The organism is Phyllobacterium pellucidum (assembly GCF_013327855.1).
Taxonomy (GTDB): domain Bacteria; phylum Pseudomonadota; class Alphaproteobacteria; order Rhizobiales; family Rhizobiaceae; genus Phyllobacterium; species Phyllobacterium pellucidum.
The window spans coordinates 432,332-455,829 of the sequence record NZ_JABUMX010000002.1 but is presented as its reverse complement, the minus strand read 5'-3'; the positions used below and the strand labels follow the sequence as shown (position 1 = coordinate 455,829).

22 protein-coding genes are annotated in these 23,498 nt (G+C 61.0%); 11 read left to right on the top strand and 11 right to left on the bottom strand.

Going from position 1 to position 23,498, the window contains the following annotated elements; genetic code table 11:
- The first annotated feature begins 94 nt into the window (after nt 1–94).
- The 4 genes from cobA to cbiB are packed head-to-tail and all read left to right on the top strand — an operon-like array spanning nt 95 to nt 4,254.
- The gene (gene cobA / locus HQ945_RS10235; RefSeq protein ID WP_113280340.1) at nt 95–934 is read left to right on the top strand and encodes a uroporphyrinogen-III C-methyltransferase; all 840 of its coding nucleotides are present in this window, start codon (nt 95–97) and stop codon (nt 932–934) included.
- Nucleotides 931–2,229 carry a cobyrinic acid a,c-diamide synthase CobB gene (locus HQ945_RS10230; RefSeq protein ID WP_113280341.1) on the top strand — a complete coding sequence of 433 codons (1,299 nt, stop codon included), beginning with the start codon at nt 931–933 and terminating at the stop codon, nt 2,227–2,229. Before cobA ends, HQ945_RS10230 begins: the two co-directional genes overlap by 4 nt.
- 4 nt (nt 2,230–2,233) lie before the next feature.
- Nucleotides 2,234–3,244 carry a threonine-phosphate decarboxylase CobD gene (gene cobD / locus HQ945_RS10225; protein WP_113280342.1) on the top strand — a complete coding sequence of 337 codons (1,011 nt, stop codon included), beginning with the start codon at nt 2,234–2,236 and terminating at the stop codon, nt 3,242–3,244.
- A 29-nt stretch (nt 3,245–3,273) separates the two neighbouring features.
- A complete protein-coding gene (gene cbiB / locus HQ945_RS10220) occupies nt 3,274–4,254 on the top strand; it encodes an adenosylcobinamide-phosphate synthase CbiB (RefSeq protein ID WP_113280343.1) in 981 nt (326 codons plus the stop codon).
- A gap of 36 nt (nt 4,255–4,290) precedes the next feature.
- On the opposite strand, the gene HQ945_RS10215 is transcribed toward cbiB, so the two are convergent.
- The 5 genes from HQ945_RS10215 to HQ945_RS10195 are packed head-to-tail and all read right to left on the bottom strand — an operon-like array spanning nt 4,291 to nt 10,535.
- Entirely contained in the window at nt 4,291–5,916 is a 1,626-nt protein-coding gene (locus HQ945_RS10215) for an ABC transporter ATP-binding protein (RefSeq protein ID WP_113280344.1), read from the bottom strand.
- The gene (locus tag HQ945_RS10210) at nt 5,916–6,767 is read right to left on the bottom strand and encodes an ABC transporter permease (protein ID WP_207719709.1); all 852 of its coding nucleotides are present in this window, start codon (nt 6,765–6,767) and stop codon (nt 5,916–5,918) included. Before HQ945_RS10210 ends, HQ945_RS10215 begins: the two co-directional genes overlap by 1 nt.
- The gene (locus HQ945_RS10205; protein WP_113281469.1) at nt 6,764–7,711 is read right to left on the bottom strand and encodes an ABC transporter permease; all 948 of its coding nucleotides are present in this window, start codon (nt 7,709–7,711) and stop codon (nt 6,764–6,766) included. The genes HQ945_RS10210 and HQ945_RS10205 overlap by 4 nt, the downstream gene beginning before the upstream one ends.
- Before the next feature lie 49 nt (nt 7,712–7,760).
- Entirely contained in the window at nt 7,761–9,245 is a 1,485-nt protein-coding gene (locus tag HQ945_RS10200; protein ID WP_113281470.1) for an ABC transporter substrate-binding protein, read from the bottom strand.
- Between the two features lie 18 nt (nt 9,246–9,263).
- Nucleotides 9,264–10,535: an acetylornithine deacetylase/succinyl-diaminopimelate desuccinylase family protein gene (locus HQ945_RS10195; protein WP_113281471.1), complete on the bottom strand. Its 1,272-nt coding sequence runs from the start codon at nt 10,533–10,535 to the stop codon at nt 9,264–9,266.
- A 165-nt stretch (nt 10,536–10,700) separates the two neighbouring features.
- Between HQ945_RS10195 and HQ945_RS10190 the strand changes: the two genes are divergently transcribed.
- The 6 genes from HQ945_RS10190 to HQ945_RS10165 all read left to right on the top strand — a co-directional run bounded on the left by HQ945_RS10190 (nt 10,701) and on the right by HQ945_RS10165 (nt 16,802).
- Nucleotides 10,701–11,009, top strand: coding sequence for a hypothetical protein (locus HQ945_RS10190; protein WP_162737248.1), 309 nt, complete (start codon nt 10,701–10,703; stop codon nt 11,007–11,009).
- Nucleotides 11,006–11,371: a hypothetical protein gene (locus tag HQ945_RS10185; RefSeq protein WP_027231757.1), complete on the top strand. Its 366-nt coding sequence runs from the start codon at nt 11,006–11,008 to the stop codon at nt 11,369–11,371. The genes HQ945_RS10190 and HQ945_RS10185 overlap by 4 nt, the downstream gene beginning before the upstream one ends.
- Nucleotides 11,368–11,547, top strand: coding sequence for a hypothetical protein (locus HQ945_RS10180; RefSeq protein ID WP_027231756.1), 180 nt, complete (start codon nt 11,368–11,370; stop codon nt 11,545–11,547). The genes HQ945_RS10185 and HQ945_RS10180 overlap by 4 nt, the downstream gene beginning before the upstream one ends.
- A 219-nt stretch (nt 11,548–11,766) precedes the next feature.
- Nucleotides 11,767–14,622: a molybdopterin oxidoreductase family protein gene (locus HQ945_RS10175; RefSeq protein WP_174208066.1), complete on the top strand. Its 2,856-nt coding sequence runs from the start codon at nt 11,767–11,769 to the stop codon at nt 14,620–14,622.
- Nucleotides 14,619–15,386 (top strand): 4Fe-4S dicluster domain-containing protein, encoded by a 768-nt coding sequence (locus HQ945_RS10170; RefSeq protein ID WP_113281472.1) that lies wholly within the window; start codon nt 14,619–14,621, stop codon nt 15,384–15,386. The genes HQ945_RS10175 and HQ945_RS10170 overlap by 4 nt, the downstream gene beginning before the upstream one ends.
- Before the next feature lie 513 nt (nt 15,387–15,899).
- Nucleotides 15,900–16,802 carry a dimethyl sulfoxide reductase anchor subunit family protein gene (locus tag HQ945_RS10165; protein WP_113280560.1) on the top strand — a complete coding sequence of 301 codons (903 nt, stop codon included), beginning with the start codon at nt 15,900–15,902 and terminating at the stop codon, nt 16,800–16,802.
- A 4-nt stretch (nt 16,803–16,806) separates the two neighbouring features.
- Here HQ945_RS10165 and HQ945_RS10160 read toward each other — a convergent pair whose 3' ends face one another.
- The 6 genes from HQ945_RS10160 to HQ945_RS10135 form a co-directional block, all read right to left on the bottom strand.
- On the bottom strand, nt 16,807–17,736 hold the full coding sequence (locus tag HQ945_RS10160; RefSeq protein ID WP_113280561.1) for a lipid A biosynthesis lauroyl acyltransferase: 930 nt from the start codon (nt 17,734–17,736) through the stop codon (nt 16,807–16,809).
- A gap of 6 nt (nt 17,737–17,742) precedes the next feature.
- Nucleotides 17,743–18,771, bottom strand: a complete 1,029-nt coding sequence (locus HQ945_RS10155; RefSeq protein ID WP_113280562.1) for a zinc-binding dehydrogenase — start codon at nt 18,769–18,771, stop codon at nt 17,743–17,745.
- Between the two features lie 26 nt (nt 18,772–18,797).
- Nucleotides 18,798–20,075, bottom strand: a complete 1,278-nt coding sequence (locus HQ945_RS10150; RefSeq protein WP_113280563.1) for a beta-ketoacyl-ACP synthase — start codon at nt 20,073–20,075, stop codon at nt 18,798–18,800.
- An 11-nt stretch (nt 20,076–20,086) separates the two neighbouring features.
- A complete protein-coding gene (locus HQ945_RS10145) occupies nt 20,087–21,271 on the bottom strand; it encodes a beta-ketoacyl-ACP synthase (protein ID WP_027231749.1) in 1,185 nt (394 codons plus the stop codon).
- Between the two features lie 73 nt (nt 21,272–21,344).
- Nucleotides 21,345–21,626 (bottom strand): acyl carrier protein, encoded by a 282-nt coding sequence (locus HQ945_RS10140; RefSeq protein ID WP_027231748.1) that lies wholly within the window; start codon nt 21,624–21,626, stop codon nt 21,345–21,347.
- 106 nt (nt 21,627–21,732) lie between these two features.
- Complete coding sequence (locus HQ945_RS10135; RefSeq protein WP_113280564.1) at nt 21,733–22,323, bottom strand: histidine phosphatase family protein; 591 nt, start codon at nt 22,321–22,323, stop codon at nt 21,733–21,735.
- Nucleotides 22,324–22,425: 102 nt separating this feature from the next.
- On the opposite strand from HQ945_RS10135, the gene HQ945_RS10130 reads away from it, so the two are divergent.
- Nucleotides 22,426–23,382, top strand: coding sequence for an AEC family transporter (locus tag HQ945_RS10130; RefSeq protein WP_174208065.1), 957 nt, complete (start codon nt 22,426–22,428; stop codon nt 23,380–23,382).
- Nucleotides 23,383–23,498 lie beyond the last annotated feature (116 nt).

The window sequence follows — 23,498 nt, the reverse complement described above, 5'->3', positions numbered from 1 at the left end:
ATAGCGGGCTCCATCGCCCGTTGCATGATTTTTCCGATAAGTTCATGCTTGCTCTCGGAAAAATTGTGCTATGCGCAAAAGACTGGAGTAAGCGATGGGCACAATGAAATCTAGGCTGCCGAAATTCGAGCCCGGGCACGTGTGGCTCGTCGGAGCGGGCCCCGGCGATCCGGGTCTCTTGACCCTGCACGCGGTCAATGCGCTCGAGCAGGCAGACGTGATCGTCTATGACGCCCTCGTCAATGAAGACTGCCTTTCCTATGCCCATGCCGGCGCGACGCTCGAATATGCCGGCAAGCGCGGCGGCAAGCCGTCCCCGCAACAGCGCGATATTTCGCTCCGCCTCGTTGAGCTTGCCAATGCGGGCAAGAGGGTGCTGCGGCTGAAGGGAGGAGACCCTTTCGTCTTCGGGCGCGGCGGTGAAGAGGCGCTGACCCTCGTCGAACATGGGGTGCCCTTCCGCATTGTCCCCGGCATAACCGCGGGCATTGGCGGCCTTGCCTATGCGGGCATTCCGGTCACCCACCGGGAGACCAACCAGAGCGTCACATTCCTCACCGGTCATGACGCGACCGGACTCGTGCCAGATTCGATGGATTGGACCAGTATTTCAAAGGGTTCCTCTGTCATCGTCATGTACATGGCGATGAAGCATATCGGTCTGATTGCCTCGCGGCTGATAGCCGCCGGACGCAAGACGAGCGAGCCGATCGCCTTCGTCTGCAACGCGACGACAGGCGAACAGCAGGTTCTGGAAACGACGCTCGAATATGCGCAGGCCGAAGTCGAACGAGCCGGCCTTCGCCCCCCGGCAATTGTCGTCGTGGGTGAAGTGGTGCGCCTTCGTGCGGCGCTCGACTGGCTCGGCGCGATCGAGGGCCGGGTCCTGACCCAGGATCCGCTTGGGACCCGCCGGGAAAAGGATGCGGGATGAGAGGCTTGCTTATTGCCGCGCCGGCGTCCGGGAGCGGCAAGACCACCGTTACGCTCGGTCTCCTGCGTGCACTTCGCGATCTCGGTGTCGGGATCGCTCCGGCAAAAGCCGGGCCGGACTATATCGATCCTGCCTATCATGCGGTGGCAAGCGGCGCGCCTTGCCTCAATCTCGATCCCTGGGCCATGCGGCCCGATCTGATCAGCGCCTTGGCCGCGCGCCATACGGAAGGCGCCAAATTGCTTGTCGTCGAGGGCATGATGGGCCTCTTCGACGGGGCGATCGACGGGCGCGGCTCTGCCGCCGATCTTGCAATGCATTTGTCGCTGCCGGTCATCCTCGTTGTCGATTGCGCGCGGCAGTCACACTCGATTGCGGCGCTTGTCAGCGGCTTTCGTAATTTCCGCCGCAACGTGATGATAGCGGGGCTGATCCTCAACCGCGTCGGCAGTGCGCGTCACGAGGCGATGTTGCGGTCGGCGCTCGAACCGGTTGGCATTCCCGTAATCGGCGTCCTGCCGCGTGACCCGCGCCTGCAGCTTCCGGAACGGCATCTCGGACTGGTGCAGGCAGGCGAACATGCTGACCTTGACGCCTTTATCGACTATGCCGCTGCGCTTATCGGCAAGAGCGTCGACCTTAAGCGTCTTGAGCAGATCGCGGGAAGCTATGGTCCGAGCGCCTCCATGGCCAATGTCGCGCGCGTTCCGCCGCTCGGTCAGCGCATCGCGGTCGCCTACGACAACGCCTTTGCTTTCTCCTACCTGCATCTGCTCGACGGCTGGCGACGTCGCGGCGCTGAAATCCACTTCTTTTCGCCACTTGCCGACGAAGCGCCGCCAACTGGGTGTGATGCGGTCTATCTGCCCGGCGGCTATCCCGAGTTGCACGCCGGCAAGCTTGCTTCGGCGTCCGCTTTCACCGCCGGAATGTGCGAGGCGGCGTTGAGCGGGATGCCGATCTATGGCGAGTGCGGCGGCTACATGGTGCTTGGGACCAGTATAGAGGACGCCGAGGGCGTCGCCCACAGGATGCTTGGCCTTTTGCCGGTCGAGACGAGCTTCGCCAGGCGCAAGCTCCACCTCGGTTATCGCCGCCTGACGCCTCTGGCGGCATCGCCTTTTGCTGCGTCCTTGACTGCGCATGAATTCCACTATGCGAGCATCGTGCACGAAGGCGATGCGCCGCGGCTTTTCCGCGTCAGCGATGCGCTAGGCGAAGACCTTGGCGAAGCTGGCTTGCGCGTAAGTTCGGTGAGCGGTTCTTATATGCATATCATTGATTTGGCAGGGTAGGTCGATGCGGATCGAACATGGAGGCGCACTCGACCGCGCCATCGAGCGTTTTGGCGGCGCGCGTGAAGACTGGATCGACCTGTCGACCGGGATCAATCCAGAGATATTCGCGTTGCCTGCCATTGCGCCTGAGATCTGGAACAGGCTTCCCGACGAGAAGCTGCTCGCGGCCACGCTTGCCGCAGCAAGGGATTATTACGGCGCGGGAACGGCAGCGCAGATCGTCGCGGCGCCGGGTACGCAGGCGCTTATACAGCTGCTCCCCGATATTGCCGGCAAAGGCGAGGTTGCGATTCTCGGCCCGACCTATCAGGAACATCAGGTTTCGTTTCTCGATGCAGGCTGGATGATTTCGGATTGCCGCAATGTCGAGGACGTTCCGCAATCGGCGAGTGTCGCCGTGATCGTCAACCCCAACAATCCTGACGGCCGGGTGATCGCCGCCGATGTCCTGCTCGAACTCGCACGTCGCCTGGATTCAAAGGGCGGGTTTCTGATCGTCGACGAAGCCTTTGCCGATCCGCATCCCGAAACGAGCGTTGCCCGGCATGCCGGCATGGCTGGTTTGGTCGTGCTCAAATCCTTCGGCAAGTTTTTCGGCCTCGGTGGCTTGCGGCTCGGGTTTGCGCTGACCAATGGCGACGTCGCGGGCGCTTTGACGCGCCGCCTAGGCCCGTGGGCGGCATCGGGGCCGGCGCTTGCGATTGCAACCCACGCCTTTTCAAATCGCCAATTGCTCAATGCCTATACGGATCGGCTGCGCCTGCGCCGGCGGTTGCTTTCCGACGTGCTTGGCGATGCGGGCCTTGCGGAATTTGGTGGAACGATGTTGTTCTCGCTGGTCGAGTTCAGACAGGCACAGCGGCTGCACGAAGCGATGTGCCATGAACATGTCCTCACAAGAAAATTTCTCTATGCGCCACAATGGTTGCGTTTTGGTCTGCCATTGGATGACAAAGCGGCGTACAAGCTGCGGCAGCGTCTTGATGCGGCGCTCGCGCGAGTCGGCGGCTGACATTTTGATTCAACAGGATCGATTCACTTATGGAAATCAATCTTTTGATCTTGTTTCTTGCACTCCTTGCAGACCGCTACTTTGGCGATCCGGAATGGCTCTGGGAGCGCGTGCCGCACCCGATCGTGCTCTTCGGGAAGGCCATCGAATTTGCGGACAAGCGATTCAACACGTCTTCGAAATCCGATGAGGAGCGCCGGCGCGACGGTTTTGTCGTCACGCTCGGTCTGCTGGTAATTGCCGCTGTCGCGGGTCTGGTGATCCACCTTGCACTGCGGACAATCCCGCCCTTTGGCGAACTGATCGAAGCGCTTATCGTCGCCGTGTTCCTTGCCCAGAAGAGCCTTGCCGATCATGTGAGCCGGGTCGCCGTTGCGCTGCGTGAGGAAGGCATCGTCGGTGCCCGGCGCGCCGTTTCCATGATCGTCGGCCGCGATCCTGAAACGCTTGACGATGCCGCCGTCAGCCGCGCGGCGATCGAAAGTCTCGCCGAGAACACGTCGGACGGCATCGTCGCGCCGGCTTTCTGGTTCGCGCTGCTCGGGCTCCCCGGCCTGCTGGCTTATAAAATGCTCAATACCGCCGATTCCATGATCGGCCATCTCAATGACCGCCATCGCGATTTCGGGCGGTTTGCCGCAAAGCTCGACGATGTTGCCAACTGGATTCCGGCAAGGCTGACGGGCCTGCTGATTTCGGGGGCGGCCTGGATCGTCCATGGTTACGACGCGGCACTGCGCTCCTTCAACGTCATGATGCGGGACGCGCGCCTCCACCGCTCGCCCAATGCCGGCTGGCCCGAGGCGGCGATGGCCGGGGCGATCGAGGTCGCACTGGCGGGGCCCCGGGTCTATGGCGGCGAAGTCGCCAATGAGCCCATGCTCAATGGGGCCGGCCGCCGCGATGCCGGCGCCGACAATATCGAAGATGCGCTGGATATTTTCGGCGTTGCGACCGCCGCGTTGACCGGCGTCGTCCTGGTGCTTTTCCTTTTCGGTTTGCTGCTTTAGCGGCTCATCGCGAAACGTCGACCCGGCCTGCCGGCGTTATCCCTGTTCGCCAATGCGGCGGGCCAGCGACCTGTGCAAATCGGGGGAGGCATCCACCAATGCCCGCCCGGCGTCGGACTGCGGATGGCGCAGCACCTCGTCCGTCCGACCTCGTTCCACGATCCTGCCATCAGCCATCACCATGACACTATCCGTTATCGCGCGTGCCACGGCGAGATCGTGGGTAATGAACAGATAGGCGATGCCGAGGCGGCCGTTCAAATCGGCGAAAAGGTCGAGGATCTGGGCGCGGATAGAAACGTCGAGGGCCGAAACCGGTTCGTCCGCCACCACCAGCTTCGGCTCGGTGATGATGGCGCGGGCGATGGCGAGGCGCTGCCGCTGGCCGCCAGAGAATTCATGTGGGTACTTGTCGCGATCTTTCGGCGCGATCCCGACGCGTTCGAGTGCGGTGTCGATCCGTTCACGTGTCTCGCTCTGCGAGAGTGGTGTATCGAAGAGAAAGAGGGGTTCGGCCACCAGCCGCCCGGCTTTGTGACGTGGGTTAAACGACCCGTAAGGATCCTGAAACACGACCTGCATGTGCCGCCGCGCCGGGCGCAGCGCTGCTTCGCCGAGATTGTCGATCCGCCGTCCTGACAGGGCGATATCGCCGTGCGTCGGCTTGTCCAAGGCCAGGACCATGCGTGCCAGCGTGGACTTGCCGCAACCGGAGCGCCCAACAAGGGCCATGGATTGGCCGGGCTCGAGTTCGAAACTTACATCGTCGACCGCAATCGTCGGCTCGCTTCTTGCGAGCAACCCCGTGCGCGTGCCGGGGTAGATGCGCGCGACATTACGGACTGAAAGCAGCGGTCCGTCGTCTTGCGCGATGCGGGGACGCGACCGATCCGGCACGTGCATCGAGGCTTGCGCCAGTTGGCGCGTATAGGGATGGGCCTGTTCCGTCAGGATTTGCGTGGTCTCGCCGCGATCCATGACTTCGCCGTGCCGGAGAATGGTGACGCTATCGGCGACATCGGCGACGACCGCCAGGTCGTGGCTGATGAGGAGCAGCCCCATTTTCTCGTCCCGGACGAGGTCCTGCAACAGCTGCAGAATCTGTGCCTGCAGCACGACGTCCAGTGCAGTTGTCGGTTCGTCGGCGATCAGCAGCTTCGGCTTCAGCGCGCAGGCGATGGCAATGACCACGCGTTGGCGCTGACCGCCAGAAAGCTCGTGCGGATAACGGCCGAGCGGAAATTTCGCAACCGGCAGGCCGACGCGGTCAAGGATGGCGCGCGTTCGCTCTTCCGCCACGGCACGGCTCGCGCCTGTATGCAATCTGATGCCTTCGGCGACCTGTTCTCCAATCGTCTTCATCGGGTTGAGCGCCGTCATGGGTTCCTGGAAAACCATGCCGATGTCATCACCGCGCAAGCGGCACATTTCGGTCTCGCTCGCAGCGAGAATGTCGGTGCCGTTGAAGCGGATTTGGCCCCCGGCGCGGGCGCCATTGGGCAGAAGCTTCATGACGCTAAGCGCGGTCATCGACTTGCCGGAGCCGGATTCGCCGACCAGCGCGCGGATTTCTCCAGGTTCGATAGCGAGGTCGATGCCGTTCAGCACAGGGACGCCACCAATCGTCAGCCGCAGATCCTTGATGTTCAGGAGGGGAGCCATCAGCGCTCCCGCCGCAACCGCGGATCGAGTACATCGCGCAGCCCGTCACCAAGGAGGTTGAGGCCAAGCACCGTAATGACGATGGCAAGACCCGGAAACAGCGCCATGTGCGGCGCAAGGCCGATCATGGTCTGGGCCTCGAACAGCATGCGACCCCAGCTTGGCATCGGCGGTTGCGAACCGAGGCCGACATAGGAGAGCCCGGCCTCGGCGAGAATGCCCAGCGAGAACTGTATCGTCGCCTGGACCACAAGGAGATTGGCGATGTTGGGCAGGACATGCTCGATCGTAATGCGCGCCGCGCCCTTGCCGCAGGCACGCGCGCCGAGAATAAATTCGCGCGGCCAAAGCGACAGCGCCGCACCGCGGGCGACGCGGGCGAAGACCGGGATGTTGAATATGCCGATGGCGATAATGGCGTTGATCGCGCCGGGTCCGAAGACCGCGGTTATCATCACCGCTGAAAGCAGTGCGGGAAAAGCAAACACCAGGTCGTTGAGCCGCATGAGCAGTTCGTCGATCCAGCCGCCTCGCGCTGCGGCCCAAAGCCCAAGCGGCACGCCGATCGCGAGGCCGATCGCAACCGAGACGAAGGCGACCGCAATCGAGTTGCGGCTGCCGACCATGATCATAGACAGGATGTCGCGGCCATAATGGTCGGTGCCGAGCCAGTGGCTCCAGGAGGGCGGCTTCAACTTGCCGGCAATGTCGAGCGTCCCTACGGCGTAGGGAGTCCATACGAAGGAGAGGACGGCCATTATGGCGACGATGCCGGTGATCGTCAGACCTACGACGAACGACCGGTTGCCGATCGCCTTGGACATCCCTTCAGGCCATGGGGAGGCGGTCATGGGCGGTTCCGCAGACGCGGATCGACGATGGCATAGGAAAGATCGACGACGAGGTTGATGAGGATGACCGTCGCGACCAGCAACATCACAACGCCTTCAACGACGATGAGGTCGCGCTGGGTAATGGCCTGAAACACCAGCCGCCCTAATCCGGGAAGGTAGAAGACGTTCTCGATGATGATTGTTCCGGCGAGCAGAAAGGCGAATTGCAGCCCGACAATGGTCAGGATCGGGATGAGTGCATTGCGCAGCGCATGGCGGTAGAGAACGCCGGGTCTGCTGAGGCCCTTGGCCCGCGCCGTGCGGATGTAGTCTTCGCCAAGCACATCGAGAAGGGCGGAGCGGGCGACGCGCGCGAGGATCGCCGCCTGCGGCAATGCGAGTGCAATGGATGGCAATATGAGCGCCTTCAATGCCTGCCAGATGCCGGCATTCCAGCCGGGAAAACCGCCCGCAGGCAGAAGCCGCAGTGTCACGGCAAAAACATAAACGAGGAGGAGGGCAAACCAGAAGTTCGGTATGGCGACGCCAATCTGGGCGACGCCCATGCTGGCGGTATCTGCAACTGTCCCGCGCCGCGAGGCTGAATAGAGGGCGACGGGCAATGCGATTGCCGTCGAGAGCACGAGCGAGATGAGGGCGAGCGGCAGGGATACTGCGACGCGCTCGACAATGAGATCGACCACCGGGACCGAATAGGTATAGGACCGGCCGAGGTCGCCTGTCAGGAGGCCGCCCAGCCAATGGAAGTAGCGCGCTAGAAGCGGCTGGTTGAGACCCATCTGCTCTTGCAGGGCGTGAACCGCATCTTCTGTCGCATTCATGCCGAGCATGAGCCGCGCGGGGTCGCCCGGAACGATTTCCAGCATGGCGAAGACGACGATCGACGCGGCGAGAACTGTCGCTAGGCCAATCAGAATGCGCTTTACGGCGTAGTTCAGCATAAGGAGCGCGGGTGGCGATCGATCACACCCCCCTCCGTCAGGTGCAAACTCAATCCGCCCATTTCACAGCGGTCAGGTCGTTGGCCTGGATCGGGCCGTTTTCCCAAAGGCCCTCGATCTTGGCATCCCAGACGCCGGTCTTGGGCAGCTGAAAAAGAAAAGCCGCGGGAACATCGGTCGCGAGTATCTTCTGCGCCTCTTGGTAAAGCTCCGTTCGCTTGGCGTCGTCGGACGTCGCCTCGATCTGCTTGATGAGATCCTTGAAAGCCGGATTGTCGTAGTTGAAGTAATAGTCGTCGCGGGCAAAAATATTCAGATCGTTCGGCTCGGTGTGCGACACGATGGTCATGTCGTAATCCTTGTTCTTGAACACCTGATCGAGCCATTGCGCCCATTCGAGCGGCACGATTTCAGCCTGGATTCCGACGTCGCGCAGTTCAGCCGCGATAATCTCCCCGCCGCGCCGCGCATAGGTCGGCGGTGGCAGCTTCAGCGTGGTTTTGAACCCATCGGGGTGACCGGCCTCCGCAAGAAGCTTCTTCGACAATTCAGGGTCGAAAGCGGTTTGCGATGTCAGGTCGATATAGGCAGGGTGGTGCGGCGGAAAGAACGAACCGATGGGGGTTCCGAGCCCGAACATCGCACCGTCGATGAGCGCCTTGCGGTCGATCGCATGGGCGATGGCCTGACGCACTTTCAAATTGTCGAAAGGCGGCTTCTTGTTGTTCATGCCGAGGATGGTTTCGCCCTCGGTGGTGCCGATGACGACCTTGAAACGTGGATCGGCCTCGAACTGCGCGATGGTTTCATAGCTCGGGAACACCGGAAAGGCCTGGACATCGCCCGCCAGCAGCGCCGCGGTCGCGGCGGCAGGATCGGGGATGATGCGAAATGTCGCCTTGTCGAGCAGGGCTGGCTTGCCCCAATAGGCCGCATTCTTCGATATAACAATCTGCGATCCCTTGGCCCAACTATCGAATTTGAATGGCCCGGTGCCGATCGGCTTTTCCTTGTTGGTTTGGGCGCTTTCCGGCGCGACGATGACGGCGTCACCCCAGCCCATATTATAGAGGAAATCGCCGCTCGGCTGCTTCAGCGTGACCTTGACCGTCAACGGATCGACAACCTCGACTGTATCGATTGCTGCAAACAGGCCCTTTTGCGCATTGGTGGAGTCGCCGCCGCGTGCCCTGTCCAGCGAGAATTTCACGTCTTCCGCGTCGAAGCTGGTGCCGTCGTGGAATTTCACGTCCTTGTGTAGCTTGAACGTATATGTCTTGCCGTCGTCGGAAAGCGTCCAGCTTTCCGCCAGCGCCGGCAACACTTCGCCCTTCGGCCCGATACGGGTCAACCCTTCGAAGATATTGGCGTAGACGATTTCGTCGATGGCAGCAGCCGCGCCTGCTGTCGGATCGATATGCGGCGGCTCGAGGACGATGCCGAGCACGAGATCGGCGCGCGCAGCAAAGGCTGCGCTCGAGGTGAGCAGCGCCAGGGCCGCGCCCACCAGTGCCGATTTTGCGAAATTGTTCATTCAACCACTCCCAACAGGTCAGACCGATCCGGACAAGAGAATCTTGAGCCCAAGCGCCATGACATTAGCGGATTCGAGCATGTCGTCGATGCCCACATATTCGTCCGGCCGGTGTGCAAGATCGAGAATGCCGGGCCCATAGGCGATGCAATCGTGCAGGAGCCCGATGCGGGCTATATGCTTCTGGTCATAGGTGCCGGGCGAAATCACATAGGCGGGCTCGCGTCCGAATACGGACCGGATGCCCTCCGCCACTGCTGTCACCACCGGCGCGTCGCGCTCGGTCATGGTAGGCTGTACCTCCATGATGTCCCGAATCTCGTAGTGAAATTTCGGCCGTTCCCATTGCAACCGGTCGAGGATCGAGGTGACCTCGCGTTTCACTTCGGCAATATCTTCCTCAAGCAGGAAGCGGCGATCGATCGTCAGCCGGCAGGAATCTGGCACGTTGGGCGAGGGCAGGCCGGAATAGTCGTCGGTTTGGCCGCCATGGATGGCGTTGATGTTCATGGTCGAGCGTCGCGCGCCTTCCGGTACGACCGGCATCCGGGTTTGCTTCCTGTCGAGTGCCGGGAACAACTCATTCTCGAAGGCGTCGAGCACCGCGCTCATATGCCGGATCGCGCAGTCGCCGAGGAACGGCATCGAACCGTGGGCGATTTCGCCCTTGGTCTCGATTTCGGCCCACCACACCCCGCGATGTCCGAGACAGATACGGTCTTTGTTCAGCGGTTCGGGAATGATGACGTGGTCGACACGCGGCTTCGAGAAAAAGCCTTTGCTCGCAAGAAAAGCGACGCCGCCAAATCCGCCCGACTCTTCGTCGACGGTGCCGGAAATCTCGATTGCGCCGGCGAAATCCGGATAGACCTCGAGAAAGGCTTCGGCGGCAATGACCGATGCCGCCAGTCCGCCTTTCATGTCGCAGGCGCCGCGACCATAAATCTTGCCGTCCTTAACCACGGCCTCGAACGGGTCGACCGTCCAGCCCTCACCGGTATCGACGACATCGATATGCGAGTTGAAATGCACGGTCTGGCCATGGGTGCGGCCGTCGAAGCGGGCGATAACATTGGTGCGCGGATAGCGGTCAGTATCACCCGGCGTGCCGACGCCCCGAATCAGTTGCGTTTCGAATCCGGATTTTTGCAGGCGCTTCGCCAGATATTCGGCGCAGGGCGTGTAGGCTTCGCCGGGCGGATTGATCGTCGGAAAGCGGATGAGATCACGCGTCAGCGCGACCAGGTCGTCACGGCGTCTATCAATGGCCCGGCGCAGCTTTTCGTCCATGCGCGCATCAAATCAGGGGACCCGCTGATTTGGCAAGAGGCAAGTGCTGCGCCAAGGCGCCATTGCAACAGGTTCACGAATGCATTGCACTACTTTGCACTTTCTTTGACGGATGCCCGGCAAACGTAAGTAAGCGTTACAAAGTGGTCTTTCGCAGCAAGTAAATTGCGCATTTGTACAGTTTTGTCGCACCCGATTGAACTTGAACTCGACAAGGGCCATCTGGTCAATCGCCGCAATGTAACGGCAACTTTTTCACCAAACAGGACCACGACGATGCTCCGCGAAGAACGAGTAGCAGAGACTGAATATGCACGCATGGAACAAGAGCACGAAGGCAGCTCCGACGAGCGCCGCGGCTCCTGTGCTATTGGTGTCCTCTGCGTTATTGGCCTTATCCTTGCGCTGGCGCTGCTTGCGCCATCCCATGCTGACGTGCCGATGCCCCATTCGGCTGTAGAACTCGTAAAATGACACGCTGGACTCTGGCGGAATATCGCCGCCAACGACGTATTGACGAGGCTTTCGACCCCGAAGCCGCAGGTTATGACCCTTGTGCCGTCATGTTTGAAGGTGTCGTGATGACCAGGCACGAAAAGACTGAACTGATGCGCGAGCGCCGGCTCAAGGCCGACCGCGACGCCGTCGTCGAAACCTGGTTTCGCCGCCTCATCCCGGTTCTCGTCATCCTTATAGCCGTCGGTATCTCGATGGTCTGGAACGTAGGCGCCGGCCTCTTGATCGCGGCGCTGGCAGCAGTGCTTTTCCTCAAGGCGAGGCGCCGCATGGTTCGCCAGGGCGCCTGGACCGCCGACACGATGGGCCTTTGGGAATGACGCCGCTTTTCGATCGGCGCGAACGGCTCATCGATTTGATATGCGTGGAGCGGCCCAAGGCTGGGTCGCTCGCGGACATTGTGCCGCTGGCCAGGATCGTTGATCCCCAGATGCCGTTGCGGGAGATCCGCGATGCCTGGACCATGTATAAGCGGCGGCGTGCCGATCGGTCCTGATTCGCGCCACGGTTGCGATTTGTCTGCACAAATAAAGCCATGTGCCGCTTTCCCTACAATACGCCGCTGCAAAACCGCTAAGATGCCTCCGAGTCGGGCAGGCTCTCGCAGTCGAGGCTGAAACGCTTCGCCAAACTGCAACTGATCGACTGTTACAGGATTGTTTTCACTACGCATTGTGAAACAATCGGGTATGCAAACAGCGGGGCGACTCAAGAGATGAATTCAGAACCAGACCTTGCCCTGTCGGAGCCGGTTGGTGATGAAGTTCGCAAGACCACCTGCTACATGTGCGCATGTCGCTGCGGCATCGATGTCCATCTGAAGGATGGCAAGGTCCGCTATATCGAGGGCAATCGCGATCATCCCATCAACAAGGGTGTGCTCTGTGCCAAGGGCTCTGCCGGTATCATGCAGCACTATTCGCCTGCGCGCCTGCGGGCGCCGCTCCTGCGCACCGGGCCGCGCGGCTCCGGCCAATTCAGGGAAATCAGCTGGGACGAGGCGCTGTCGCTCGCCGTCGATTGGCTGCAACCGGTACGAGAAACTGCGCCGCAGAAGCTGGCTTTCTTTACCGGGCGCGACCAGTCGCAGGCCTTGACCAGCTACTGGGCGCAGAATTTCGGCACGCCGAATTATGCGGCCCATGGCGGCTTCTGCTCGGTCAACATGGCGGCCGCCGGCATCTATACGATAGGCGGTGCGTTCTGGGAATTCGGTGCACCGGATTGGGACAAGACCAAGCTTTTCGTTCTCTTCGGCGTTGCCGAGGATCACGATTCCAACCCGATCAAGATAGGCATTTCCAAGCTGAAAAAGCGAGGCGCGCGCTTTGTTTCGGTCAATCCCGTCCGCACCGGCTATTCCGCCATCGCCGACAACTGGATCGGCATCCGGCCTGGCACCGATGGCCTGCTGATCCTGTCCATTATCCATGAACTCTTTCGCACCGGCCGCATCGATCTCGACTATCTGCGCCGCTACACCAACGCCCCCTGGCTGGTGATCGACGATCCGGGTCATGAGGATCATGGGCTCTTCCTGCGTGATGATCTCGGCAAGGCGCTGGTGCGCGACCGCGCCACCGGGGCACTCGTTCGATTTGACGAGCCCGGACATGTCGCCGATCTCAACGCGGATTTCATGACTGCCGACAATCGCAACGTGCGCAGTGTCCTTCGCCTGATGGCTGAAAAATATCTCGATCCGAAATATGCGCCGGAGGCAGTGGCGGCCGAAACCGGGATCGACGCAAAGACCATTCGCGGCCTTGCCTCCGAGATCGCGCGGGTCGCCTTCGAGGAAGAGATCGTCATTGCGCAGCCGTGGACGGACATGAAGGGCGAGCAGCACGAGGTGATGATCGGACGCCCGGTCAGCTTTCACGCCATGCGCGGAATCTCCGCCCATTCCAACGGGTTCCAGTCTGCCCGTGCGCTGCACGTGCTGCAGACCATCATCGGCTCGATCGACTGCCCCGGCGGTTATCGCTACAAGCCGCCATATCCGAAGCCCGCCACGGCTCATCCTCGCCCGCACGGTAAATCTGAGCATGTGAGGCCGGGCCAACCGCTGGCAGGACCCCATCTCGGTTATCCGCTGGGGCCGGAGGACCTACTGGTCGACGCAGACGGCAAGCCGCAACGGATCGACAAGGCCTTTTCATGGGAGGCGCCGCTTTCGGCCCATGGCATGATGCATATGGTGATCGCCAATGCCTCGGCGGGCGACCCTTATCCCGTCGACGTGCTCTTTCTCTACATGGCCAACATGGCCTGGAACTCGTCGATGAACACGCGCGGCACGATCAGGATGCTCGAGGAGCGCGATCCTGCGACAGGCGAGTACAGGATACCCAAGATAATCTATTCCGACGCCTATTCGTCAGAAATGGTGGCCTATGCCGATCTTGTTCTGCCGGATACGACGTATCTCGAACGCCATGACTGTATTTCGCTGCTCGATCGTCCGATCTCGGAGCCGGAAGCGGCTTGCGACGCAATCCGGTGGCCGGTCCTGAAACCCGACCGCGACGTGCGCGGCTTCCAGTCGGTGCTGATCGATCTTGGTGCGCGCCTGAAATTGCCGGGCTTCGTCGATGCGGATGGCAAAGCGCTCTACAAGGATTACGCCGATTACATCGTCAATCACCAGCGCAAGCCCGGCATCGGACCGCTTTCCGGCTTTCGCGGCGAGGCTGGCGAGGATGAGGGCAGGGGCGCGCCAAACAAGGATCAGCTCAAGCAATATATCGAACACGGCGCCTTCTGGGTGAAGCACATTCCGGAGGAAGCGCTCTACTTCAAGCATCATAACGCGGCCTACCAGCAATTTGCCATCGACATGGGCTTCTTCGACGCCCCGCAGCCGGTCACGATCCAGCTTTATGTCGAGACGCTGCAGAAGTTCCGTCTGTCCGCCGAGGGCGTGCGCCAGCCGGTTGCGCCGCAAGCGTACAGGCAGCGCCTCATCGATTGCTTCGATCCGCTGCCGGACTGGTACCGGCCGTTCGAGGAACAGGGCATCGACTCGAACGCCTTTCCCTATCACGCGCTGACGCAGCGACCGATGGCGATGTACCATTCCTGGGGGTCGCAAAATGCCTGGCTCCGGCAAATCCATACGCGCAACCCGCTCTATGTTCCGGGCGGGATTTGCGACGAGCTTGGGCTCAAGGACGGCGATTGGGCGTGGGTAATCTCGCATCATGGCCGCATCAAATGCGAGATTGCGCGAACAGAGGCGGTAAACGGGCGCACCATGTGGACATGGAACGCCATCGGCAAGCGCAAGGGGGCTTGGGCACTCGCGCCCGATGCGCCGGAGGCGACGAAGGGCTTCCTGCTCAACCACCTTATCCATGAACTCCTGCCGCCCAAGGCCGACGGCATGCGCTGGTCGAATTCCGACCCGATCACCGGACAGGCGGCCTGGTATGATTTGCGCGTCCGCATCGAAAAGGCCGAGGAAGGCGATGCGATGAGCGAGCCGCAATTTGGTGCGATTGAACGGCCCGGCAGCCAGAAGCTTGGCGCAGATGAGATTCGCTACGGTGAGGAGTGGGCGCGCAAATGACCAGCCTGCCGCAAAACCGCACCTCCACGAAGCTCGGCCTTGTCATCGATCTCGATGTCTGCGTCGGCTGCCATGCCTGTGTCATCAGCTGCAAGGAATGGAACACGGGCGGCTACGGCAATGCACTCTCGGACCAGCATCCTTACGGCGACGACGTGTCGGGCACGTTTCTCAACCGCATTCACAGTTTCGAAGTGGTGCCGGAGGGTGGTGAAGTCATCGGGGAAGCAGGCGATGCGCGCATCGTTCATTTTCCGAAATCCTGCCTGCATTGCGAGGATGCGCCCTGCGTTACGGTCTGCCCGACCGGCGCTTCCTACAAGCGCGCCGAAGATGGGATTGTGCTTGTCGACGAGGACAAATGCATCGGCTGCGGGCTCTGCGCCTGGGCCTGCGCCTATGGCGCACGCGAGATGGATCTCGCCGCCGGCGTCATGAAGAAATGCACTCTGTGCGTCGATCGCATCTACAACGAGACGTTTCAGCAGGAGGACCGGATACCATCCTGCGTTCGCACATGTCCCGCCAACGCGCGCCACTTCGGCGATCTCGGCGATCCGGCATCCGAGGTGTCGATCATGGTGGCGGAGCGCGGTGGTTTCGATCTGATGCCGGAGCAGGGGACCCGGCCGACCAACAAATACTTGCCGCCGCGCCCGCGAAAGGCACTGAGCGAGAGTGCGCCATTGGTGCCGCTTGCCGAGAACAGCGAAGGTGCGACCGGTTTCTTTGCCTGGCTCGACAGAGCGCTCGATCGGATGTGAGTTAGCATGTCAGGGTTGCATTCCTACGATACCCCCCTCTGTCCTGTCGGACATCTCCCCCACAAGGGGGGAGATCGATCGGCAGCGGACCGTCTCCCAAATCAACAAAGCCTTGGGCTCGGCGGATTCCGTGCTTCCCTCCCCCTTGTGGGGAGGGTCGGACCGAAAGTCCGGGGCGGGGTCGTTACGACCGCGAAGCGATTTGTTTCCTATCAAGAAGGCCCCTCCCGGCTGCTGCGCAGCCACCCTCCCCGCAAGGGGGTGGGAAAGGCGGCGCCCTGCATTCGAAAGAAATTGACCGATGATCCACTCACCTCCCTCTGTCCTGCCGGGCATCTCCCCCACAAGGGGGGAGATCAGCCTGCTTCACGGGTTTGCCTAACTACCGCCGTACCAATTGGAACACAGGCTTGCGGCCATCCGATCTCCCCCCTTGTGTGGGAGATGTCCGGCAGGACAGAGGGGGGTGAAGCTCAACACCTCCGCGTCCCCGCAATGTCGAGGCCGCAATAAATGCATCCAGCCTATTCGATCATCGTCTTCACGACCCTGTCCGGCCTTGGCTACGGTCTTGCAGTCGTCCTCGGGCTTGGCTTTCTCGATCCCGCCTCGCTCTCGACGAAGATCACCTATGTCGTTTCGATTGGGCAGATCGGCATCGGGTTGTCCTCGTCGCTTCTCCATCTCGGCAATCCCCAGCGCGCGTGGAGGGCGGTCAGCCAATGGCAATCGAGCTGGCTGTCGCGCGAGGGGGTGATGGCGATCGCAACCTTCGTGCCGCTGACCTTGAGCGCCGCACTGGCTGTCTTCCATGATCGCCACGATGTGATGCTTGGCCTGATCACCGTCGCGGGCGCGCTGATCACCGTCTATTGCACATCGATGATCTACGCGTCGCTCAAGACCGTCGGCAACTGGAATACCCCGCTGACGCCGCTTTGCTTCCTGCTGTTTTCGCTGGCCGGCGGGTTTCTGCTTGCGGCGAGTTTTGCCGGAGGCGCGCTCGGTCTCGAGCTTCTGGCGCTGTTATTCATTCTGCTTGCCCTTGTCGCCAAGATGATCTGGCGCAAGCGGGCAATGACGCTCGTACCCCTGTCGACGCCGGAGACGGCAACCGGGCTCGGACATATCGGCAAGGTGCGGTTGTTCGAGCGTCCGCACGCGCTGGAGAATTACTTGACACGCGAAATGGGCTTTCGCGTTGCCCGCAAGCATGCGGCCAAGCTCTGGATGATAGCGTTTCTAAGCGGCATCGTGCTGCCGGTCGTTGCCTTGCTTGCTGCCATGGCGATTGGCGGCGGCCTCTTGGCACAATTCGTCCTTGCCGTAGGCGTCCTCGCGCATCTTCTCGGCCTTTTTACCGAGCGATGGCTCTTCTTCGCCGAGGCCCGGCATGCGGTGATGAACTATTACTAGGTGATCAGTTCCAGCGCTTGTGGAACCACATCCACTGGCCGGGATATTCGCGCACCCAGCTTTCAACCTTGTCATTCAAAGCTTGCACGGTGGCGGAAAGGTCTACCGCACCCTTTTCATCGCGCGGCAGTTCCATCTTTTCCTCGAGCTCGAGGCGGAAGCGGCCGCCGGGCAGGCGGATGCAACGGGCCGGATAGACATCGCAATCATATTGACGCGCGAGCTTGGCCAGAAGCGGGTTGGTCTTGCAGGGGCGGTTGAAGAAGGTCGAGGGGATGCCGCGGCGGAATTTCTGGTCGACCAGCATGCCGACATTGCCGTTGGCATTAAGAACAGTCGCGAGCGACCATGCCGCCCCGGCCTTCGATGGAACGAGGTGCCCCATATTGGTGCGGCGGGCGCCCAGGATGCGCTTGGCGACATAGGGATTGTTCGGCGGGCGAAACAGCGCTGTGACATTCAAGTCGAATGTCGCGGCGCAGATCGGCAAGAGTTCGAAATTGCCCGTATGCCCGGTGAAGAATATGTGTGGCCGGTCATTTTCCCCGAGCAGGCGCTCGAAGATTTCCCGGCCATGCACTTCAATGATCCCGGTCTTGTCGCTGTGCGGATCGTAGTCGAAGATGGCGTCGAGGAAGACATATTCGGCTGTGAGGCGCGCCATGTTGCCCCACATGTCGCGCGCGATATCCTGCAGTTCTTGCTCGGACTTTTCCGGATAGGCCTTGCGCAGGTTGTTCATGGCGACGCGATGGCGTCCCATCAGCGGACCGATCTTACGCGCCGCGGCGTCCATGAAATCCATTGCTGCCCGTGCGGGCAGGCGGCGCAACAGCCACAAAATGCCGAAGACGACATTCGCCGTCAGCCAGTAGTTAAACGACTTGAGCCTCTGGCTCCACCGGAACAGAGCAAGTTTCGTATTGAGCTTCATCGGAAATCAGTTGATGCGCAGGATGATCTTGCCGAAAACGTCCCGGCCTTCCATCCGTTTCAACGCCGTGTCGATTTCATCGAAACCGACTTGCGTATCGATGACCGGATGAACGAGGCCGCGCGCCATCTTCTGCATCGCATCCGCCATGTTCTCCATGCGGCAGCCGAAGGAGCCGAGCAGCTTCAACTGCTGCTGGAACAGCATCATCAGGTTCATGTTCGTCGATACGCCGGATGTCGAGCCGCACGTGACAAGACGCCCGCCGCGTCGCAGCGACAGCATGGAACCCGCCCAGGTGTCCGCGCCGACATGTTCAAAGACAACGTCCACGCCCTTCTTCTTCGTCAGCTTGCGCACGACACCTTCGAAGCGATCTTCGCGGTAGTTGATGACGTGGTCGGCGCCCAGCGCCTTCGCCTTCTCGATCTTGTTGTCGGAACCGACAGTCGTGATGACCGTGCAGCCGATCTTCTTGGCAAGCTGGATCGCGGCCGAGCCAATGCCCGACCCTCCGGCGTGCACGAGGATCGTCTCGCCGGGCTCGAGCTTGGCGTTGTCAAAGAGCATGTGCTCGACCGTACCGAAGGTAACGGGCGCGACCGCAGCGCCGATCTCGTCGATGCCGGGAGGCGCCGGGACGAGGAGGCGCGCCGGCAGGTTGACTTTTTCCTGGGCAAAGCCGTCAAGGTGAAAGCCATGGACCCCGGATACGTGTTCGCAGAGATTGTCGCGGCCTTCGCGGCAGGGCCGGCAAAGACCGCAGGTCTGCGCACCGTAAATCGAGACAAGCTGGCCGGGCAGCACCGAACTGACGCCGGGGCCGATCGCATCGACAACGCCGGATGCTTCCGCGCCGATCGTCAGCGGCATCTTGCGCTTGGCGAAGGCCATGCCGCGCCAGCCCCAGACGTCAATGTGATTGAGCGCAACGGCCCTGATATTCACCGTGACCTCGCCGACTCCAGGCGGGGGCGGAGGGGCAATATCGACCAATTCGAGCTTGCGGTCGTCGATCAGCTGTAGTGCACGCATATCCGTTTCCTTGTTCAGGCCACGGATTAGTTCGGTTCTGCGGTCATGACAAGACAGGTATTTTGTCCACCGAACCCGAATGAGCTGGAAAGCACCGATGAAACGTTCGCCTCACGCTTCACATTGGGCACCACGTCGAGATCGATGGCCGGATCGGGATTGTCGTAGTTGATCGTCGGCGGGATAGTGCCGGTCTGGATCGTCAGCATCGAGAATACCGCCTCGATGGCACCGGCCGCCGTCAATGTGTGGCCGATCATCGACTTGTTGGACGACGTCGGCAGCTTCGAGATGCGCTCCCCGAACACGGTCGACAGGGCGAGATATTCCATCTTGTCATTCTCCGGCGTGGAGGTGCCGTGGGCGTTGATATAGTCGATCGCATCCTCTGCGATGCCGGCATCGTCGAGCGCTGCACGGACCGCTCCGATGGCGGGCGATCCATCCGGCTTCGAACGGGTGCGGTGGAAGTCGTCGGCCTTTTCGCCGCAGCCGCGCATGATCCCGAGAATGTTGGCGCCGCGGGCGACGGCTGCTTCCAGCGATTCCATCACCATCGCCCCGGAACCCTCGGCCATGACGAAGCCATCGCGATCCTTGGAGAATGGTTTTGCAGCCTTGTGAGCGGGCTCGTTCTGGGTGGAGAGGGCAGAGAGCAGCGAGAAGCGGATCAGTGCTTCAGCGGAAACCGAACCATCGGTGCCGATTGACAGCACCTTGTCGCTTTCGCCGCGGCGGATCGCCTCGACGCCGAGCTGGATCGCTGTCGCGCCAGACGCGCAGGCCGTCGACAGCGTCACCGGCAGGCCGCGCGTTCCGAACTTCTCGGCGAGCTGTTCGGCGATGTAGCCGAACTCAACAGTATTGAACATGTCGACCTGCGGCGCGCGGCGGCAGGCCGCGAGAAGGAGATCGTAGCCCGGCTCGCCTTCATTGCGGACCAGCGCATCGAGCGCGAAGCGGTTGCGCCAGTCGAGTTCGACCGGTGGCGCTGCCAGAAACAGTGGACCGCCGAAATCATCGACGGAGAGGCCGGCCTGTTTGATCGCTTCCTCGCCGGCGAGAGAACCGAGATTCTGCGACAGCGCGACAGCGCCCTTGTTGCTTTCTTCGAGGAAATCAACGGTGCCGGCGATCTGCGTGCGCAGTCCATCGACGGGAAAACGGGTGATCCTGTGGATGCCGGACGTACCGGATGTCAGCGCTGCCCAGTTTTCCTCCTTGCCCTGACCGAGCGAGGAAACAACGCCGAGGCCGGTAATCGCAACAAGCGGGCGGCCCTGATGATCAGTATATTTGGACATGCGGCATATCCTTAAACTTTGACGAGACGGGCAACGCCTTCGCCGCGCGAGCCGCCGATCGAGGTAGCCAGCGCCGTGTCGACACGCTCGGGGCCGGCCTTTTCATTGTCGGGATCGATGGGGGGAAAAGCGGTGCCGTGATAGATGCTGAGCGCGGCAAGGCCAACGACCAGGGGGAACTGCGCCTCGCGGAAATGACCGAGCTTGCCGGCGATACCGCGTATGGACGAACTCGAGAATGCGTCGAGCGCCGCCTTCTCGGCAGCGGTGATGCGCTTGGCGCCGGATGCCCCGGAAATGATGACGTCAGCCGGCGAGTCGGCCGTTGCCGCGCCGAGAAGCTTGGCGATCGTTTCTTTCAGGTCGTCGCGGCTGCGGCGGATCTGCGTGCTGTAAACGCCGTCGATCGCCGCATATGCGCGGGCGCCGCGCTTCTTCGCGTGTTCCTCGCTTTCGAGGACCAGGAATGCGCCGCCCGAACCGGTAACGATGCCGCCGCCGGCCGCGTCTTCACGTTGCCACAGCGGCGCCCAGCCATTCTGCAGCAGCATGTTGTTCAGCTCATAACCGAGCAGCATGTCCGGGTGTTCAGCGTTATATGCGCCGCCGACGAGAGCGTGGGTGCTCTGGCCCGAACGGATACGCGCAACTGTTGTATCTATCGCAGAAATGCCGGAGCCCTCTTCACCCATGAAAGTGCGCGAGGAACCGGTGACCTTGTGGACGATCGAAATATTGCCGGCAAGGAGATTGGAAAGCTGGGCGAGGAACAGCGTCGGGCGCAGTTCCGTCGATAGTTTTTCGTTGAGCATCGTGCCGAGGTCATTGCGCACGCGCGCTTCGGCAAGGATCTGCAGATCAACCGCAACATCGCGTTCGCCGCCGCCGGCACCAACGACCATATCCATGGTGGCGCAAAGCGCCTCGTCATCCTTGATGCCCGCATCCTGCAGCGCGAGGCCGGCGGTATAGGTGCCGATGCGCTGCCAGGTTTCCATCTGCCGCTGGTCGCCGCGCTTCGGTATCTGATTGTTCCAGTCAACCTCGCCGAGCGGGTGGACCGTATATGGCTGGAAGGTTTCACTGTCGGTGCGCGGTTCAGCCTTGCCGCTGAACGCCTGCCAATGGGCATCGGCGCCTTCGCCCAGCGATGAGATCAGTCCAATCCCAGTGATGACGACGGTGTTGTTCTGCATTGTCTCGCAACACCGTCCACGCGGTGCACCCCGTTAGGTGGAAGTTGACTCGGTCCGAATCGTTGCTCGGAAATCAGGCCTTTTTGGCGGCGACGAGTTCGTCGATCTTGGCGCACAGGTTCTTCAACACGAAGTATTCTTCGGTCGGGACCTTGCCGTCATTGACTTCCTGCGTCCACTGTTCGAGCGGGATCTTGATACCGAAGGCCTTGTCGATTGCAAAAACAATATCAAGGAAATCAAGGCTATCGATGCCGAGATCGTCAATCGTATGGCTTTCCGGCGTAATGGAGTCGCGATCGATCTCACTGGTTTCGGCAATGATATCGGCAACCTTGTCGAATGTTTCGGACAATTGATTTTCCTTTTTTCTTCCGGTGCCCCTCGAAGGCACTGATGTCTGATGAGCCGGTATCTAACGTTTTTCAAGGTCTATGGAAAGACCCAAGGTTGTGCGCCGTCTAGTCGAATATAATTCGTCCAGCCACATGAACAGCTTCACCCTCTTCATTGGCGATAACCACTACGGCTTCCGTGGGCCGCGGAGTTACGCCCGTCAGAGCCGTTATATTGGCGCGATCGGTCAGCATTACCAGATTTCCGGACCCCTTGAAGCCTGTGATCAGAACGCGGATCTTTTCGAGTTCAGCGGCCTTGGCGGCGTCATCGGCGGGGAGCGGATCGAGCGGCTTGAAAATCTCGGCGGGAATGGAGCCGAACGACAGGCGCGCAGTCTCACGCGCATTGCAGGTGGAACTGGTCAGGATGCGATCGATGCGCACGCCGCGCGCCGCAAACCGCGCGCCCAATTTCTGCGCAAGCTGGCGGCCGCGATCAGAAAGCGTCTGCGTCGCCGAGCAGTCGACGGAGTGATCGACGGTTGGACTTAGCGTTCCCGAAACGTCGGCGCCCTGCATGAGGATCGTATATCCACCCCGCTGGACGCGCGCCCATGCCGCATCCGTCGCTTCGGCGGTAGAAAGAAATGCGAGCGCGCTCAACGCCAACGCGAGCATATGGACACGTAAGGGATGGATAAGCAGCCTCGACATCTGGCCTCCTTATCAGGCGAAATGGTGATTTGGCGAAGAAAAATAAAGTGAAGTCCTGGAACTGCTTGCGCGGCATGGCGCGCCCGCCTATTGCGGAATGTAATGGGTCTCGTTGAAACAATCCTTGTCGTCTTCGGTGTGATCGCCATCGCCTATGCTGCAGCCCAGTTCAAGCTGCTTGATGAGCGGGTGGGCGACGGATTGTCGGACTTCGTCTTTGTCGTCGCTGCGCCGCTTCTCTTGTTCCGCACCATGGTGACGGCCGATTTCCATGGGGCTGCCCCATGGCAATTGTGGATCAGCTACTTCATTGGTGTGGTCGTTGCCTGGATTGCATCGGATCTGGCAATCAAGGTGCTGTTCGGCCGTGACAATCGCGCCGGCGTCGTCGCCGGGGTTTCGGGCGCCTTTTCCAATCTCGTGTTCCTGGGCATGCCGCTGATGCTCGGTGTCTTTGGCCAAGGGGGGTTCGCCATCCTGTCGCTGATCGTCGCCGTTCACATGCCGATCATGATGGCCGCATCCATTACCCTGCACGAGTTTGCCCTGCGCCGCGACGGGGTGTTCGATGGCGAGACTCATTTGTCCGCGGTGGTCGCCTCATTCTTCAAAAGCCTGCTGCGCAACCCCTTCGTCATCGGTATCCTCGCCGGCTGGCTATGGCGGCTGACTGGCCTGCGCATGCCCGTCGTTGCTGATTCGCTTATTCAGACGTTGGCAAGCGTCGCCGGCCCGGTCGCGCTTTTCGCTATGGGCATGGGGCTCAAGAAATTCGGTGTGTCGGGCCACATCGCCGCTTCGCTTGTCATGTCGTCAATCAAGCTCCTTTTGATGCCGGCTGTTGTCCTTGCTGCGGCTTTGCTGATTGGCCTGCCGCCCTTTACCGCCAAGATTGCCGTCACCGCTGCCGCGCTCCCTGCCGGCGTCAACTCCTATCTGATTGCGACGCGCTTCGGCACCGGGCAGGCGCTCGCCTCGAATTCCATGGTCATGGCAACGGCGCTGTCGGCCCTCACGCTCGCGTTCTGGGTTTCCGTCGTCACGCATATTTTCGGCTAGGCAAGGCAGTTGCAGCTTTTGGCAAAAAGGAGCAGGGTAGCCGCATCGTCTTCACGAGACGCACATTGCCAAAGGCGATGCAGGGTTATCCTTCACGGAACTCACGGACAACAATA